16 protein-coding genes and 2 tRNA genes are annotated in these 14545 nt (G+C 69.1%); 11 read left to right on the top strand and 7 right to left on the bottom strand.

The window, feature by feature from the left end:
* Positions 1 to 9: 9 nt before the first annotated feature.
* From gltX to DFJ65_RS07905, 3 genes are all read left to right on the top strand, one after another.
* Positions 10 to 1533, top strand: a complete 1524-nt coding sequence (gltX, locus tag DFJ65_RS07895; protein ID WP_115924187.1) for a glutamate--tRNA ligase — start codon at positions 10 to 12, stop codon at positions 1531 to 1533.
* A gap of 261 nt (positions 1534 to 1794) precedes the next feature.
* A tRNA-Gln gene (locus tag DFJ65_RS07900) sits at positions 1795 to 1866 on the top strand.
* 80 nt (positions 1867 to 1946) lie between these two features.
* Positions 1947 to 2019: transfer RNA gene (locus DFJ65_RS07905), tRNA-Glu, on the top strand.
* Between the two features lie 43 nt (positions 2020 to 2062).
* Here DFJ65_RS07905 and DFJ65_RS07910 read toward each other — a convergent pair.
* Positions 2063 to 2632, bottom strand: a complete 570-nt coding sequence (locus tag DFJ65_RS07910) for a histone deacetylase (RefSeq protein ID WP_115922556.1) — start codon at positions 2630 to 2632, stop codon at positions 2063 to 2065.
* 63 nt (positions 2633 to 2695) lie between these two features.
* Positions 2696 to 3451, bottom strand: coding sequence for an IclR family transcriptional regulator (locus tag DFJ65_RS07915; protein ID WP_115922557.1), 756 nt, complete (start codon positions 3449 to 3451; stop codon positions 2696 to 2698).
* Positions 3452 to 3555: 104 nt separating this feature from the next.
* Here DFJ65_RS07915 and leuC point away from each other — a divergent pair, with 104 nt between their 5' ends.
* The 3 genes from leuC to DFJ65_RS07930 all read left to right on the top strand — a co-directional run bounded on the left by leuC (position 3556) and on the right by DFJ65_RS07930 (position 6351).
* The gene (leuC, locus tag DFJ65_RS07920; RefSeq protein ID WP_115922558.1) at positions 3556 to 4959 is read left to right on the top strand and encodes a 3-isopropylmalate dehydratase large subunit; all 1404 of its coding nucleotides are present in this window, start codon (positions 3556 to 3558) and stop codon (positions 4957 to 4959) included.
* A gap of 2 nt (positions 4960 to 4961) precedes the next feature.
* Positions 4962 to 5555: a 3-isopropylmalate dehydratase small subunit gene (gene leuD / locus DFJ65_RS07925; RefSeq protein WP_115922559.1), complete on the top strand. Its 594-nt coding sequence runs from the start codon at positions 4962 to 4964 to the stop codon at positions 5553 to 5555.
* 289 nt (positions 5556 to 5844) lie between these two features.
* On the top strand, positions 5845 to 6351 hold the full coding sequence (locus DFJ65_RS07930; RefSeq protein WP_115922560.1) for an HU family DNA-binding protein: 507 nt from the start codon (positions 5845 to 5847) through the stop codon (positions 6349 to 6351).
* 95 nt (positions 6352 to 6446) lie between these two features.
* Here the strand turns inward: DFJ65_RS07930 and DFJ65_RS07935 are convergent, their stop codons facing one another.
* Together DFJ65_RS07935 and cofC are read right to left on the bottom strand one after the other, a co-directional pair.
* Positions 6447 to 6659: a hypothetical protein gene (locus tag DFJ65_RS07935; RefSeq protein ID WP_115922561.1), complete on the bottom strand. Its 213-nt coding sequence runs from the start codon at positions 6657 to 6659 to the stop codon at positions 6447 to 6449.
* The gene (gene cofC, locus DFJ65_RS07940; RefSeq protein WP_170144033.1) at positions 6659 to 7327 is read right to left on the bottom strand and encodes a 2-phospho-L-lactate guanylyltransferase; all 669 of its coding nucleotides are present in this window, start codon (positions 7325 to 7327) and stop codon (positions 6659 to 6661) included. The genes DFJ65_RS07935 and cofC overlap by 1 nt, the downstream gene beginning before the upstream one ends.
* Positions 7328 to 7487: 160 nt before the next feature.
* Between cofC and DFJ65_RS07945 the strand changes: the two genes are divergently transcribed.
* Together DFJ65_RS07945 and DFJ65_RS07950 are read left to right on the top strand one after the other, a co-directional pair.
* The gene (locus DFJ65_RS07945; protein WP_211308395.1) at positions 7488 to 8276 is read left to right on the top strand and encodes a lysophospholipid acyltransferase family protein; all 789 of its coding nucleotides are present in this window, start codon (positions 7488 to 7490) and stop codon (positions 8274 to 8276) included.
* Positions 8273 to 9271, top strand: a complete 999-nt coding sequence (locus DFJ65_RS07950; RefSeq protein WP_115922562.1) for an NAD(P)H-dependent glycerol-3-phosphate dehydrogenase — start codon at positions 8273 to 8275, stop codon at positions 9269 to 9271. Before DFJ65_RS07945 ends, DFJ65_RS07950 begins: the two co-directional genes overlap by 4 nt.
* 64 nt (positions 9272 to 9335) lie before the next feature.
* On the opposite strand, the gene DFJ65_RS07955 is transcribed toward DFJ65_RS07950, so the two are convergent.
* Positions 9336 to 10406: a trans-sulfuration enzyme family protein gene (locus DFJ65_RS07955; RefSeq protein ID WP_115922563.1), complete on the bottom strand. Its 1071-nt coding sequence runs from the start codon at positions 10404 to 10406 to the stop codon at positions 9336 to 9338.
* A 92-nt stretch (positions 10407 to 10498) separates the two neighbouring features.
* On the opposite strand from DFJ65_RS07955, the gene DFJ65_RS07960 reads away from it, so the two are divergent.
* Positions 10499 to 11632 carry a D-alanine--D-alanine ligase family protein gene (locus DFJ65_RS07960; protein WP_115922564.1) on the top strand — a complete coding sequence of 378 codons (1134 nt, stop codon included), beginning with the start codon at positions 10499 to 10501 and terminating at the stop codon, positions 11630 to 11632.
* 11 nt (positions 11633 to 11643) lie between these two features.
* Positions 11644 to 12732 carry a glycosyltransferase family 4 protein gene (locus DFJ65_RS07965; RefSeq protein ID WP_115922565.1) on the top strand — a complete coding sequence of 363 codons (1089 nt, stop codon included), beginning with the start codon at positions 11644 to 11646 and terminating at the stop codon, positions 12730 to 12732.
* A 5-nt stretch (positions 12733 to 12737) separates the two neighbouring features.
* Here DFJ65_RS07965 and DFJ65_RS07970 read toward each other — a convergent pair whose 3' ends face one another.
* Both DFJ65_RS07970 and DFJ65_RS07975 read right to left on the bottom strand, forming a co-directional pair.
* Positions 12738 to 13148 carry a DUF3515 family protein gene (locus DFJ65_RS07970; RefSeq protein WP_245950100.1) on the bottom strand — a complete coding sequence of 137 codons (411 nt, stop codon included), beginning with the start codon at positions 13146 to 13148 and terminating at the stop codon, positions 12738 to 12740.
* Between the two features lie 11 nt (positions 13149 to 13159).
* The gene (locus DFJ65_RS07975) at positions 13160 to 13393 is read right to left on the bottom strand and encodes an Lrp/AsnC family transcriptional regulator (RefSeq protein WP_115922567.1); all 234 of its coding nucleotides are present in this window, start codon (positions 13391 to 13393) and stop codon (positions 13160 to 13162) included.
* A gap of 171 nt (positions 13394 to 13564) precedes the next feature.
* Between DFJ65_RS07975 and thiL the strand changes: the two genes are divergently transcribed.
* Positions 13565 to 14521 (top strand): thiamine-phosphate kinase, encoded by a 957-nt coding sequence (gene thiL / locus DFJ65_RS07980; RefSeq protein WP_115922568.1) that lies wholly within the window; start codon positions 13565 to 13567, stop codon positions 14519 to 14521.
* The last annotated feature ends 24 nt before the right edge of the window (positions 14522 to 14545 follow it).

Below are 14545 nucleotides of genomic sequence, written 5' to 3' on the forward strand. Positions count from 1 at the left end.
GTGCACACCATGACGAAGCACTCCGAAGACGCTCCTGTCCGCCTGCGCGTCGCGCCGTCGCCCACCGGCGACCCGCACGTCGGCACCGCCTACATGGCGATGTTCGACCTCGCCTACGCCCGCCAGCAGAGTGGCAAGTTCCTGCTGCGCATCGAGGACACCGACCGCGCGCGGTTCCGCGAGGACAGCGAGCAGCAGTTGTACGACACCCTTGAGTGGCTGCAACTGACCTGGGACGAAGGCCCCGACAAGGGTGGCCCGTACGCGCCCTACCGGCAGTCCGAGCGCCTCGACACCTACAAGCCGTACGTCGACCAACTCCTCGCCGACGGTCACGCCTACTACTGCTGGTGCTCCTCCGAGCGCCTCGCCGAGATGCGCGAGCGTCAGCAGAAGCTGAAGCTGCCCACCGGCTACGACCGTCTCTGCCACGGCAAGACCGAGCAGGAGCGGCGTGAGCTGCCCGGCTTCAACGAGACCCCGGTCGTGCGCATGCTCGTGCCCGACGACGTCGAGCTCACCTTCGACGACCTCATCCTCGGCCGCACGTCGGCGCCCAAGCCCGACGACCAGGTCATCCTCAAGGCCGACGGGTTCCCGACCTACCACATGGCGGTCGTCGTCGACGACCACCTGATGAAGATCAGCCACGTCGTGCGCGGTCAGGAATGGATCTCCAGCACGCCCAAGCACCTGCTGCTCTACAAGTGGCTCGGCTGGGACGCACCGCAGTTCGCCCACATGCCGCTGCTGCGCGACGAGAAGAAGGCCAAGATCTCCAAGCGTAAGAACCCGTGGGCCCGCCTCACGTGGTTCAAGGAGCAGGGCTACCTGCCCGAGGCGCTCGTCAACTTCCTTGCGCTGCAAGGACATCCGCCGGTGATCGAGGCCGACGGCACCGAGCGTGAGATCTTCACGTTCGACGAGTTCGTCGAGCGTTTAGACTGGGGCAAGATCAACCCGGCGGGCGCGATCTTCAACCTCGACAAGCTCAACTGGCTCAACGGGCACTACATCCGGGAGCTCGAGGTCGGCGACTTCGCCACCCGGCTGCTGCCCTTCCTGCACGCCGACGGTGTGCTCGAGGCCCACCCGTCGCTGCCGGAGCTCGGCCGACTCAAGCTGGTCGCCGAACTCATCCAGACCCGCATCACACTGCTGTCCGAGGCGACGCCGCTGGTCAAGCCGTTCTACGTGGAGGACGAAGACCTCGAGATCGCCGACGACGCGCGTAAAGAACTCAAGGACAACGCCAAGGACGTGCTCGCCGCCGCGATCACGGCGCTCGAGCCGATCAGTGGTTCGCTCGGCACTCCGCTCGGTGAGGGCATCGAGTGGACCGCCGCGCGCATCGAGCAGGAACTGCGCGCTGCGATCGTCGACGGCCTGGGCGTGAAGCCCCGCCTGGCGTTCGGTCCGCTGCGCACTGCGGTATCCGGTCAGAAGATCTCGCCGCCGCTGTTCGAGTCGATGGAGATCCTCGGCAAGGCCGCCACGATCAACCGGTTGAAGCGACTGCACGACGAGCTCTGAGAGCACATGACGAGCGACCCGGTCTGTCTCGCAGGCCGGGTCGCTCGTTCGTTCAGGGTGGAACGCGCCGACGTCCGGGTGACTGGTGGGCCGTCCAGGCACCGTCCATAGCGAACGACGTGCCGCTGATCGACGCGCTCGCCGGCCCGCACGGTTCGACAGAACGCCCGATTTGGGCAGTACGGACCGGCTCGGGTAATGTAACGCCTCGGTTCGCCCCACCCGAAGGTCTCCGGACGCGCGAGTAGGTCGATACCCTCTTGGGGTATGGTGTAATTGGCAGCACGACTGATTCTGGTTCAGTTAGTCTAGGTTCGAGTCCTGGTACCCCAGCTTTCGAGAAGCGATTCTCGATTCGGAGAAACAACGCCGATCCGGTAAAGTTTCTCCACGTGCCAAGTGGCGCGAAGTGCGGCCCCGTTGTGTAGCGGCCTAGCACGCCGCCCTCTCAAGGCGGTAGCGCGGGTTCGAATCCCGTCGGGGCTACAACCAGCTCAAACCCTCTGCAATGCAGGGGGTTTGAGCTTTTTCATGCCTGAAGCGAGTCAAGGTAGTGCGTGATCGCCTCGTCGTCGAGGTGGTGCGTCTCGCGTAAACCGCGCGCGATCGTGTCGAGGTAGGCGGTGCTCGGCGCATTCAGCGGCGGACGATGACCGGCAGGACAGGTGAACGTCACTACCGGGAGGTCGTCGAGTTCGTCGACGACCAGCAGCCGCTCGTAACGCCCCATGCCGAGTTCGTGCACGCGCTCGTGCCACAGCGGCTCGAGATCGATGTCGTCTCCAACGGCGCGGTGCATCTCCTGGGCGACCAGGTCGCAGAACTGGGTGTGGGTGATCAGGTAGGCGCTGGCGAGGGCCCGGCCGACGAGATCGGGGTCGTAGAACGCCACACCGCCACCCCAGGTCGACGACTCCCATCCGAAGAACACCGATCCGGGCAGCTCGATCGGCCGGATCTGCCGGGGTGCACGGGGGTCGCGCGACCCTTCGTGTGCGCGCTTGGCGCCGGCAGCTGTGCCGCCCTCGAGATAGCGCGCGAAGCGTTCGGCGGACAGGTTCGACCCGTATGCGGCGTACCAGACCAGTTCGTCAGTCACGCTCCGTGACGTTACCTACCGAACCGACCGGCCGACCGAACTGATCGAGCCTCCGGGGCCAGGTCAGCCGACGTCCGACGCCTGACGCGGGCGCTGCTGTGCGGCGTGCGCGCGGGCGAGGATCTCGGTCAGCTTGTTCGCTCCCGCCACGACCGTCGCGGCGTGCAGTCGTCCGGGCTGGCGAGAAACCCGCTCGATCGGACCCGAGATCGACACTGCGGCGATGACGCGTCCGGAGGGGGAGCGCACCGGGGCCGATACCGAAGCGACGCCCTGCTCGCGCTCACCGACGCTCTGCGCCCAGCCGCGACGGCGCACACCCGACAGCATGGTGGCCGAGAACTTCGCGCCCTGCAGGCCGCGGTGCAGGCGGTCGGGCTCCTCCCAGGCGAGCAACACCTGCGCCGCCGAGCCGGCGTGCATCGACAACGTCGCCCCGACCGGGATCGAGTCGCGCAGGCCCATCGGTCGGTCGGCCGCGGCGACACAGATGCGCTGGTCACCCTGACGACGGAACAGCTGTGCGCTCTCGTGGGTGTGGTCGCGCAGCGCGCCGAGCACCGGGCCGGCGGCGGCGAGGAGGCGGTCCTCGCCTGCGGCCGAGGCGAGTTCACCCAGGCGCGGGCCGAGGATGAACCGACCCTGCAGATCGCGCGCGACGAGTCGGTGGTGCTCGAGCGCGACCGCGAGTCGATGCGCCGTCGGGCGGGCCAGGCCGGTGTGCGCCACCAGCTGGGCGAGGGTCGAGGGACCTGCCTCGAGAGCTGCAAGTACGACGGCGGCCTTGTCCAGGACGCCGACACCGCTAGTGTTGTCCATGTAATGATATTGCCGTCTCATTGAGCGAGACGCAAGTTCGGGACGGCAATCAGTCGGCGATTCTGCTGATGTAGGTGTTTTCGATTTGCAGGAAAGGGTGGGTCATGGGACACACGCTCGCGGAGAAGGTGTGGGAACAGCATGTCGTGCGACATGCCGAAGGAGAACCGGATCTTCTCTACATCGACCTCCACCTCCTGCACGAGGTGACCAGCCCGCAGGCCTTCGACGGCCTCCGCCTGGCCGGTCGGCCGGTGCGTCGTCCCGACCTGTCGCTGGCGACCGAGGACCACAACGTTCCGACGACCCCCGGGCCGATCACCGACGTCGTCAGCCGCACCCAGGTCGAGACGCTGCGCAAGAACTGCGAGGAGTTCGGCGTGCGGCTCTACCCGATGGGCTCGGCCGAGCAGGGCATCGTGCACATCATCGGTCCGCAGCTGGGCCTCACCCAGCCGGGCATGACGATCGTCTGCGGTGACAGCCACACCTCCACCCACGGTGCATTCGGCGCGCTCGCGTTCGGCATCGGCACCAGCGAGGTCGAGCACGTGCTCGCCACCCAGACGCTGCCGCTCAAGCCGTTCAAGACGATGGCGATCAACGTCGAGGGTGAACTCCCTGAGGGCGTCACCGCGAAGGACATCATCCTCGCCGTGATCGCCAAGATCGGCACCGGCGGCGGCCAGGGCTACGTGCTGGAGTATCGCGGCTCGGCCATCCGTGCGCTGTCGATGGAAGCGCGAATGACCATGTGCAACATGTCGATCGAGGCCGGCGCCCGCGCCGGCATGATCGCCCCGGACGACACGACGTTCGACTACCTCAAGGGTCGCGACCACGCGCCGCAGGGAGCCGACTGGGACGCCGCCGTCGCGGCCTGGCGCGAACTCGTCACCGACGACGACGCGAAGTTCGACACGGTCGTCGACATCGACGCCAGCGAGTTGTCGCCGTTCGTCACCTGGGGCACGAACCCGGGCCAAGGACTGCCGTTGTCGGCGTCCGTGCCCGAGCTGGACAAGATCGGTGACGACAACCAGCGCTTCGCCGCCGAGAAGGCCATCGAGTACATGGGCCTGACGCCGGGAATGCCGTTGAAGCAGATCGCGATCGACACGGTCTTCCTCGGTTCGTGCACCAACGGACGCATCGAGGACCTGCGCGCGGCCGCCGACATCATCAAGGGTCGCAAGGTGGCCGATGGGTTGCGCATGCTCGTCGTGCCCGGCTCGGCCAAGGTGCGGCTCGAGGCCGAGGGCGAGGGTCTGGACAAGGTCTTCGAGGAGGCCGGTGCCGAGTGGCGCCTGGCCGGCTGCTCGATGTGCCTCGGCATGAACCCCGACCAGCTGGCTCCGGGGGAGCGCAGCGCGTCGACGTCCAACCGCAACTTCGAAGGACGCCAGGGCAAGGGTGGCCGCACCCACCTGGTGAGCCCGCTGGTCGCGGCTGCGACCGCCGTGCGCGGCACGCTGTCGAGCCCGGCCGACCTGGTGGAAGGAAAGTGACGATGGAGAAGTTCGAGACACACACCGGTGTCGGAGTTCCGTTGCGCCGCAGCAATGTCGACACCGACCAGATCATCCCCGCGGTCTACCTCAAGCGGGTTACCCGCACCGGGTTCGAGGACGGACTCTTCGCCGCGTGGCGCGGTGAGGAGACCTTCGTGCTCAACAACCCGCAGTTCGCGGACGGGTCTGTGCTCGTCGCCGGTCCCGACTTCGGCACGGGGTCTTCGCGTGAGCACGCCGTCTGGGCGCTGATGGACTACGGCTTCAAGGTCGTGCTGAGTTCGCGCTTCGCCGACATCTTCCGTGGCAACTCCGGCAAGGCCGGATTGCTCACCGCGCAGCTGCGGCAGGACGACATCGAGCTGCTGTGGAAGCTGCTGGAGAACGAGCCGGGCACGCAGGTGCGGGTCGACCTGGTCGAGCGCACGGTGACCGCCGGCGAGCACACCTTCGCCTTCGAAGTCGACGACTACACCCGGTGGCGCCTGCTCGAAGGCCTCGACGACATCAGCCTCACGCTGCGACACGCGGACGAGATCGAAAAATTCGAATCGACCCGTCCGAGCTGGAAACCGGCCGTCGAGCCCGCCTGATCGACGACGAACAATTGGCCCCGAACCACGCGGTTCGGGGCCAATTGCGTTGATGGCCAGTGGTATTGGCCAGAACGTGCCGGTGGTGGGCACGGGGCGGGGGGTCTGCCGAAGGGTTCGGTGACTGCGTGAATGTCATTGCGGCACAACGTATTGCGGGGAATCTGATGGTTGCCAGTGTCGGGGGTCGGCCCTAACGTCTGTTCTGAGCCGTACGACAACGGGCGGTTCATCGGACAGGGGAGACTTCCGGACCACCGGGCCCCGGTAACCCGAAGGGGTGTCAGTTGTGAACAAGGCAGATCTGGTGACCGCCATCGAGACTCGTCTCGGTGGGCGGAAGGCGGCGACCGACGCCGTCGACGCCGTGCTCGACGTGATCATCCGTGAGGTGGCTCGTGGCAACAAGGTCACGATCACCGGTTTCGGCACCTTCGAGAAGGTGACCCGTGCGGCCCGTACCGGCCGCAACCCGCGCACCGGCGAGACGGTGCCGATCAAGAAGTCGGCTGTGCCGAAGTTCAAGCCGGGCACCGGTTTCAAGGCCGTCGTGGCCAAGCCGAGCAGCCTGCCGAAGACCGGAAATGCCGCCGGTCGCGCAGCCGCCGGCACCGCCGGCACGGCAGCGCCTGCCAAGAAGGCCGCGGCGAAGAAGACCGCGACGAAGGCTGCGGCCAAGAAGACCGCGACGAAGGCCACCGCCACCAAGACGGCGGCGAAGAAGGCTCCGGCCAAGAAGACCACGGCCGCCACCAAGACGGCCGCCAAGAAGACCACCCGCGCCGCGAAGAAGTAGTCGCAGCACGCACCACGAACGGCCCCGCTCCGGTGAGCGGGGCCGTTCGGCGTTGTGGTCGGTTGTGGTCGGTTGTGGTCGGTGGTGATCGGTCGTCAGCGGATGCGCTGGCCCGGGCCGATGCCTTCCATCCACATCCGGCTGATGCCCGAGGCGCCCACCTCGATGTTGAGCCGCTGTCCCGGACGCAGATGCAGCATGCCGGTCGCAGCGAACACCTGTGCTCCGAACTCGAGTTCGCGGCCGTTGTCGGTGAGCACGCTGCCGGTGCCGGCGGCGGGGTCGAAGGTGTGGACGGTCGCCTGCATCAACTCACTCCGGCTTCGTGGTTGTGGGCGCGCGGTGCGCCGGTGCTGTCGAGCAGCCCGGCGGTGCGCGGACCGAGGCCCAACCGGGTGGCGCGCTCGAATGCGTCGGTGTCATCGACGTCGGTGCGAAGAGGCGCCAGATCGAGGGTCAGCACGGTCGCCGTGCGGCTGTGCCGGGCGGCCGATCCGGCACCGAAGCGCGGCACCAGCCGGGCCGCGTCATGGTGGGTCAGCAAGACCGTGCCGTCACCCGACTCGTCGGGCACCACGCTGGATTCGGTTGCAGCGCAAGCCCGTAGACCGTCGTACAACACGTCTGCGGTGAGCGCGGGCAGGTCGCCAAGCAGCACCGCGCCGGCCGCGCCGGGGGAGGTGCGCACCAGGTGCGCGAGGCCCGCCTCGATGGCCGGGTTGAGTCCGCGTCCGGGATCGTCCACCACGGTGGCACCCAGCGCCTCGGCGTTGGTGCGCACGGTCGGGTCGTCGGTCACCACGAACACCTGTGCGGCGGGCACGACCTGCAGCACGACGTCCAGGGTGTCGAGCGCCATGGCGAGCGCGAGGGCCGACCGCTCCACGCCGGCAGGCGGGGTCAATCGGCTCTTGCCGCGGGCGGTGTGCTTCACCGGCACCACCAGATGCCAGGTCGAGGTCAGGGTCGGGCTCACCCGCTCATCGTCCCAGATCGGCCGCCGAGCCCCGGCGTGGCCACCCGCGGGTGGAAACGCGTCGAGCCCGATCGGCGGGCAGGAAGTCGACATCGACCGCCGTCGGCCAGCATGATGAACCGGACTGCAGCAGAAACCGACCCGAGGCGGAGGAGACCAGGTGGCGCACCCTGAGTTGAGCGAGGACATCACCCCGATGTACAGCAACATCATCAAGGGGCTGTGGCCGGTTCTGCTGCGCACCTGGCGACACGACTGGAGAGGCGGGGAGAACATTCCGCGCACCGGCGGGTTCGTCGCCGCGTCCAACCACCTGTCGTACGTCGACGCGTTCACGCTCGCGCAGTTCCTCGTGGCGCAGGGCCGCGCACCCCGCTACCTGGCGAAGTCGGCCCTGTTCGGAATTCCGGGGGTGAAGTCGGTGATGACCGGCACCGGGCAGATCCCGGTGGTGCGTGGGTCGAGCAAGGCGGTGCACGCCTATGAAGCCGCCCTGAAGGCGATCAAGCAGGGCGACTGTGTCTGCGTGCTGCCCGAGGGCACGATGACCCGCGACAAGGACCTCTGGCCGATGCCCGCCAAGACCGGTGCCGCACGCATCGCCTTGTCGACCGGCTGCCCGGTGGTGCCGATCGCGATGTGGGGCACCCACGAGGTGCTGTACCCGTACAAGGACGTCGCGCCGCGGCTCTTCCCGCGCAAGACGATCAAGGTCTACGCCGGCCCGCCGGTCGACCTCGACGATCTGCGTGACGGCCCGGTGACCAGCGAGACCTTGCGAATCGCGACCGACCGGCTGATGGCAGCCATCACCGGCCTGCTGGAGACGGCGCGGGGCGAGCAGGCGCCGCCGCGTGCACCCCGTGACACCGGGGCGGACGCCGGGCAGGGCACGGAGCCGGGCAGTGAACACAGCACCGAAGCGACCGACGGTGGGGAGAAGTCATGAGCGTCGCAGTTCTGGGTAGTGGTAGTTGGGGCACGGCATTCGCGATGGTGATGGCCGATGCCGGTCAGGACGTCACGCTGTGGGCTCGGCGCGAGGAGGTGGCGGCGACGATCAACGACACCCGACGCAACGCCGACTACCTGCCCGACACCGAGTTGCCCGACAACTTGCGGGCCACCAGCGACGTCGGCGAGGCGCTCGACTCCGCCGAGATCGTGGTGCTCGCGGTGCCGTCGCAGAGCCTGCGGGACAACCTCGGTGACTGGGGCGGTCACATCCCACAGGAGTCGGCCGTCGTGTCGCTGATGAAGGGCATCGAGCTCGGCACCAGCAAGCGGATGAGTGAGGTCATCACCGACGCCGGCGACATCGACCCTGCGCGGGTCGTCGTGGTGTCGGGCCCGAACCTCGCCAAGGAGATCGCCGCGCGTCAGCCGGCCGCGTCCGTCGTGGCGTCGACCAGCCCCCGGATGCGGGCCCGGGTGGCCGAAGCGTGCGCCACGCCGTACTTCCGGCCCTACCTCGGCGGTGACGTCGTCGGCACCGAGATCGCCGGTGCCACCAAGAACGTCATCGCGCTCGCGTGCGGCATGGCGTCGGGCATGGGCATGGGCGACAACACGCTCGCCAGCCTGATCACCCGTGGCCTCGCCGAGACGGCTCGGTTGGGCACCGGGCTCGGTGCCGACCCGCAGACCTTCCTCGGGCTCGCCGGGGTCGGTGACCTGATGGCCACGTGCGCGTCGCCGCTGTCTCGCAACCGCACCTTCGGCTACTCGCTCGGTCAGGGTAAGACGCTGGAGGAGACCATCGCGGCCACCAAGCAGGTGGCCGAGGGCGTGAAGTCGTGCAAGTCGATCCTCGAGCTCGCGCGCTCGGTCGATGTCGACGTGCCGATCGTCGAGAACGTCGAAGCCGTTGTCTACGAGGGGCGTTCGACCCGCGAGGTGGTCACCGCGTTGATGTCGCGGGCGCGCAAGCTCGAGTCGAACTGAGCGCCGTTCGGTCGCTCGCGCAGCGCACGCGACCGAGCGGCCACACCTGCGACGACGAGGTGGCTCAACCGCGCAGCGCGCGGTCGAGGTCGGTCCAGAGGTCGTCGACGTCCTCGATGCCCACGGACAGTCGCAGCAGGTTGTCCGGCACGGTCTGCGGTTCGGACGCGTGCCTGCGCCGGCGCTCGAGCATCGACTCCACCCCGCCGAGACTGGTGGCCGGCAGCCACACCCGGATCGCCTGTTCGACGGCTTCGGCGGCCCGCACACCACCGGCCACCTCGATCGCGATCATCGCGCCGGAGCCGGGGTAACGCACCTTGGTGACGGCCGGGTGCTGCGCCAAACGCGCGGCCAACTCGGCCGCGTTGGCGCAGGCTCGTTCGAAGCGCACATGCAGCGTGCGCAACCCGCGCAGCGCCAGCCAGGCCTCCATCGGTCCGGGGATCGCGCCGCCGAGGGTGCGGGTGGCGTGCAGCTTCTCCTGCAGTTGCGGGTCGGTGGTCACGGTGACGCCCATGATCAGGTCGGAGTGGCCCGAGAGGTACTTCGTGGCCGAGTGCACCACGACATCGGCGCCGAGCTCGAGCGGCCGCTGCAACAGCGGTGTCGCGAAAGTGTTGTCGCACACCGAGATAGCCCCCGACTTGCGGGCGGCTTCGATCAGTTGGGGCAGGTTGGCGACCTCGAGCATCGGGTTGGTGGGCGACTCCAGCCACACCATGTCGACGTGGTCCATCGCATCGAGGTACGCGGTCTCGTCCGACACATCGGCGCGACGGATGGTGAGCCGTCCGGTCTCCTGCAGTGCCGCCAGCAGACCCGTGGTTCCGTTGTAGGAGTGCTGGGGCACCAGCACCGTGCCGCCGACCGGTACGAGTTCGACCACCGCGCGGATCGCTCCCATGCCGCTGGCGAAGGCGAGTGCGGTGCCGCCCTCGAGCCGTCCGACGGCCTCCTCGAAACCGTTCCAGGTGGGGTTGTCGAAGCGGGCGTACGCGTTCGCGCCCCCGGTGACGAAGGTGGAGGTGAACTCCACCGCCGGGCCGACAGACGCGCCGGGGGTGCGCTCGGGACGCCCCAGGGCGACGACGGCGGTGGCGGGGGACAGGCTCGGGTCGTGCTCGGCGCTCATGGGCGCAAGCGTCGCAGAACCGGTCCGACGCGTGACGGCACGGCCCACCTGGTGTCACGGTTCGGGCCGCCTCCCGGGCTAGGCTGCACGCGATGAACAGCCAGCCCGCGCCCCAGTCCAGCGACCGCAAACCGGTCGTCGCCCTCGTCTTCGGCGGACGTTCCTCCGAGCACGTCGTGTCGTGCGCCACCGCCGCGAGCGTGCTGCGTGCGATCGACCGGGACAAGTTCGACGTGCTGCCGATCGGCATCACCCAGCAGGGTGGCTGGGTGCTCATGGCCGACGATCCCGAACCCTTGCAGCTCACCGCGTCCCACACGCCCTCGGTGCAGGGCAGCACCGAGGTGCTGCTGAGCGCCGACCCGGCCCGACGCGGACTCACCGTCCGCGAGCCGGGTGAGGTGCCGCGCGAACTCGGCGACGTCGATGTGGTGTTCCCGCTGCTGCACGGACCGTTCGGTGAGGACGGCACGATCCAGGGTCTGTTCGAGCTGTCCGACACCCGCTATGTCGGGTCGGGCGTCTCGGCGTCTGCGGTGATGATGGACAAGCACCTGATGAAGGTGGTGTTCCGCGCGGCCGGACTGCCGGTCGGGCCGTACGTGCTCATCACCGACAAGGAATGGCAGCGCGACAAGGGCGCCGCGATGGATCCGGTGGCGGCGCTCGGCTGGCCGGTCTTCGTCAAGCCCGCCCGCGCCGGCAGCAGTTTCGGGGTCAGCCGGGTCGACTCCCAGGACGGTCTGGAGGCCGCGATCGAGCAGGCCCGCCGGTTCGACCCGAAAGTGCTCGTCGAGGCCGGCATCGTCGGCCGCGAGGTCGAGTGCGGCATTCTCGAAGGCCGCGGCAGCCGGCCGCCCCGTGCCTCCCAGATCGGTGAGATCACCGTGACCGAGGGCACGCACACCTTCTACGACTTCGAGTCGAAGTACCTCGACGACTCCGCCTCGCTGACCTGCCCGGCCGACCTGCCGGACGACATCGCGCAGCAGATCCGCGAGCAGTCGATCCGGGCGTTCGAAGCGGCCGGCTGCGAGGGTCTCGCCCGGGTCGACTGGTTCTATTCGCCCGACGGCACGCTCACCCTCAACGAGATCAACACGATGCCCGGCTTCACGCCGTCGTCGATGTACCCGCGGGTGTGGGATGCCGAGGGTGTCGACTACGCGAGCCTGATCACCGAACTCATCGAGCTGGCGTTGCAGCGCCGCGTCGGTCTGCGCTGACCCTCGTCGCGATGACAGTCGACGGCGCCCCGCGGGTGCTGCTGGTCATGGCGGAGGCGAGCGGCGGCATCGCCGGACATGTCGTCGACCTGGCGCACCGACTGACGGCGTGCGCCGTGCCCGTCGCAGTCGCGACGACACCATCGTCGGCGGCCCGGCTGCGGTTCGACGGCGAGGTCTTCCCGGTGTTGCGGTCGGGCCGGTCGATGCCGTCGAGTGTGCGGGCGTTGCGTCGTCTCGTCGGCGATTTAGACGTGGTGCACGCGCACGGACATCAGGCGGGTGTGCAGGCGGTGCTCGCGACCGCGGGGCTGCGGTCGGCGCCGCCGGTGGTGATCACCTGGCACAACGCGCTGCTCGCCGGTGGTGCGGCCGGCGTTGCCGGTGCGGCCGCCGAGCGGCTGCAGGTCGCCCGGGCCCGCCTCGTCACCGGTGCCAGCGCCGACCTGGTGCAGCGGGCCCGGGAGCTCGGGGCGAAGAACGCCACGCTCACCCCGGTGGCCGCCGACCTCACGCCGTGGTCGGGAGATCCCGCTGCAGCGAAGGCGGAACTCGCTGCGGCACACCGGCTTCCGGCCGACCGTCCGTGGGTGTTGACGGTCAGTCGCATCGCGCCTCAGAAGGATCTGCCCACCTTGCTCGACGCGTCCGCGAAGGTCGAGGGAGCAGCATTCGTGGTGGTCGGCGACGGCGATCCCGAGCTCACCGAGCAACTGCGTGCCCGCATCGAGGCAGAGCACCTTCCGGTGCACCTCGTCGGTGCCAGTGCGCAGGTGCCGCAGTTCATCGCGGCGTCGAGGCTGCTGGCGCTGCCGAGCCGGTGGGAGGCCCGGTCGCTCGTTGTGCAGGAGGCGCTGGCGGGTGGCCTGCCGTGCGTGGTCACTGACACCGGTGGGCTGCCCGAACTCGTCGGCGATGCCGGGCTGCTGGTGCCGGTCGGCGACGCCGATGCGCTCGCCGCCGGCATCCGGCGACTGCTCGACGACCCCGACCTCGTCACGCACCTGAGTGAGGCCGGACGCCGCAGGGCAGCGCAGCTCCCGGACGGCGACCAGGTCGCCGACGACTGGGTGCAGCGCTACCGCGCGGTCTGCGGATAGCGGAGTTACGAACAGCGGTGGCTGCCCTGCGGCACCACCGCTGCGGCCTTGCCGAACGCCCCGATCGCATCGCCGGCGTAGTTCTTGGGCACGAGCACCTGGATCGCCGGGGTGCGACCGAAGGTCACGAAGCTCGCCCCGTCGGACAACTCGCTGTAGATCCAGTCGATCCCGTTGGCCTCGACGCAGTTTTCGTCGGCGCCGGGGGAGGTGACGCCGCAGCGGGCGATGATCGCGGGGTCACCCCAGGCCGCCTCGGTGCCGCCCTTGGTCGACACGGAGCGGCGTTCCTGGCCGGCGACCTTGTCGGGCCAGAGGTCGGCGACCTTCGCGCACAGCGGGTCGGCGTGACCGTCGGCGGGTGTAACGGACACGGCAGAGCCACCGCACGCCGTCAGCAGTGCGGTGGCCAGCACGGAGCCGAGGATCAGACCTTGACGACGGTGCACGTGAGGGTGCGGGTGATGCCGGGCACTTCCTGGATGCGCGCGATGACGAGCTTGCCGAGTTCGTCGACGGTCTCGGCCTCGAGGCGGGCGATCACGTCGTAGGGGCCGGTGACGTCCTCGGCCAGGGTGACGCCGTTGATCTGTGCGACCGCGGTCGCGACGGCGTGCGCCTTTCCGACCTCGCTCTGGATCAGGATGTACGCCTGGACCATGCTTTCTCCCACTACGTCGTGGCCGATCAGATGTGGCCGTTCGGAATTCGTTGCACCGGCGGCACCCGACGGTGCGCAACGGTGTGGACGGTGTTACACGATGAGCCGCGTGTCGAGGGCTCGTTGCGATGACGCTACCGTGCGACCACAGCCGAGGACGAGAGGGTCTGAATGATTCCGCCTGATGGACGCACGCTCGCACAGACCAGCGAGCAGGAGTTGCTGGCGTCGATCTTCCCCGTTCTGCCGACCCGTCCGGAGGTGCTCATCGGGGTCGGCGACGACACGGCCCTGCTGCAGGTGCCCAGCGGCGCGGTGCTGGTGACCACCGACTCGATGGTGCTCGGCCGCGACTGGATCGACGACTGGAGCACTGGCGCCGATGTCGGTCACAAGGTCGTCACCCAGAACCTCGCCGACATCGCCGCGATGGGCGGCGTCTGCACCGGGGTCGTGGTGTCGCTGATCGCCGGCCGCGACACGACCGTCGCGTGGTGCCGGGAGCTGAACGAGGGCATCGCCGATGCGTGCCGGGCCGAGAACGTCGCCGTGCTCGGTGGTGACCTGAGTTCGGCGCCCGACGATGTGCGGGTGGTCAGCATCACCGCGCTCGGGGAACTGAACGGGTCGTCCGCGGTGCGCCGCGACGGCGCCCGCGTCGGCGACGTCGTCGCCGTGAGCGACAGCCTCGGTCGCTCGGACGCCGGCCTGCGACTGCTGCAGGCGGGCACCACCGACCGTGCGCCGGAACTCGTCGCGTTCCACCGGCGTCCGGTGGCGCGCTTGGCAGCCGGCCCGGACGCCGCAGCCGCCGGCGCGACCGCGTTGATGGACATCAGCGACGGGTTGGTGCGCGACGGACGCCGGATCGCTACGGCTAGCGGGGTCGGCATCGACCTCTCGCGCGAGTTGCTCACGCCGTTCGCCCGGCGCCTCGAGACCGCCGTCGGCGATGACGCCTGGGCCTGCGTGCTCAGCGGGGGTGAGGAGCACACCCTCCTCGCGACCTTCCCCGACGACGTGGTGCCGCAAGGCTGGTCGCTCGTCGGGCGGGTGGTCGAGGGCAGCGACGTGACGCTCGACGGGCAGCCGCAGCAGGGCGGCGGCTGGGACCACTTCGGCGGCTGACACCGGCCCTGCCGCCGCCGGCGT

Origin of the sequence: Calidifontibacter indicus, assembly GCF_003386865.1 — a bacterium.
Classification (GTDB): domain Bacteria; phylum Actinomycetota; class Actinomycetes; order Actinomycetales; family Dermatophilaceae; genus Yimella; species Yimella indica.

What these genes read in the sequence shown, in the direction of transcription:
- DFJ65_RS07965 (WP_115922565.1), top strand. Translation starts at nt 11,644, where the DNA reads ATGACAGTCGACGGCGCCCCGCGGGTGCTGCTGGTCATGGCGGAGGCG.
- DFJ65_RS07915 (WP_115922557.1), bottom strand. Translation starts at nt 3,451, where the DNA reads ATGGACAACACTAGCGGTGTCGGCGTCCTGGACAAGGCCGCCGTCGTA.
- DFJ65_RS07935 (WP_115922561.1), bottom strand. Translation starts at nt 6,659, where the DNA reads ATGCAGGCGACCGTCCACACCTTCGACCCCGCCGCCGGCACCGGCAGC.
- leuC (WP_115922558.1), top strand. Translation starts at nt 3,556, where the DNA reads ATGGGACACACGCTCGCGGAGAAGGTGTGGGAACAGCATGTCGTGCGA.
- thiL (WP_115922568.1), top strand. Translation starts at nt 13,565, where the DNA reads ATGATTCCGCCTGATGGACGCACGCTCGCACAGACCAGCGAGCAGGAG.
- DFJ65_RS07960 (WP_115922564.1), top strand. Translation starts at nt 10,499, where the DNA reads ATGAACAGCCAGCCCGCGCCCCAGTCCAGCGACCGCAAACCGGTCGTC.
- DFJ65_RS07950 (WP_115922562.1), top strand. Translation starts at nt 8,273, where the DNA reads ATGAGCGTCGCAGTTCTGGGTAGTGGTAGTTGGGGCACGGCATTCGCG.
- gltX (WP_115924187.1), top strand. Translation starts at nt 10, where the DNA reads ATGACGAAGCACTCCGAAGACGCTCCTGTCCGCCTGCGCGTCGCGCCG.
- leuD (WP_115922559.1), top strand. Translation starts at nt 4,962, where the DNA reads ATGGAGAAGTTCGAGACACACACCGGTGTCGGAGTTCCGTTGCGCCGC.
- DFJ65_RS07955 (WP_115922563.1), bottom strand. Translation starts at nt 10,406, where the DNA reads ATGAGCGCCGAGCACGACCCGAGCCTGTCCCCCGCCACCGCCGTCGTC.
- DFJ65_RS07975 (WP_115922567.1), bottom strand. Translation starts at nt 13,393, where the DNA reads ATGGTCCAGGCGTACATCCTGATCCAGAGCGAGGTCGGAAAGGCGCAC.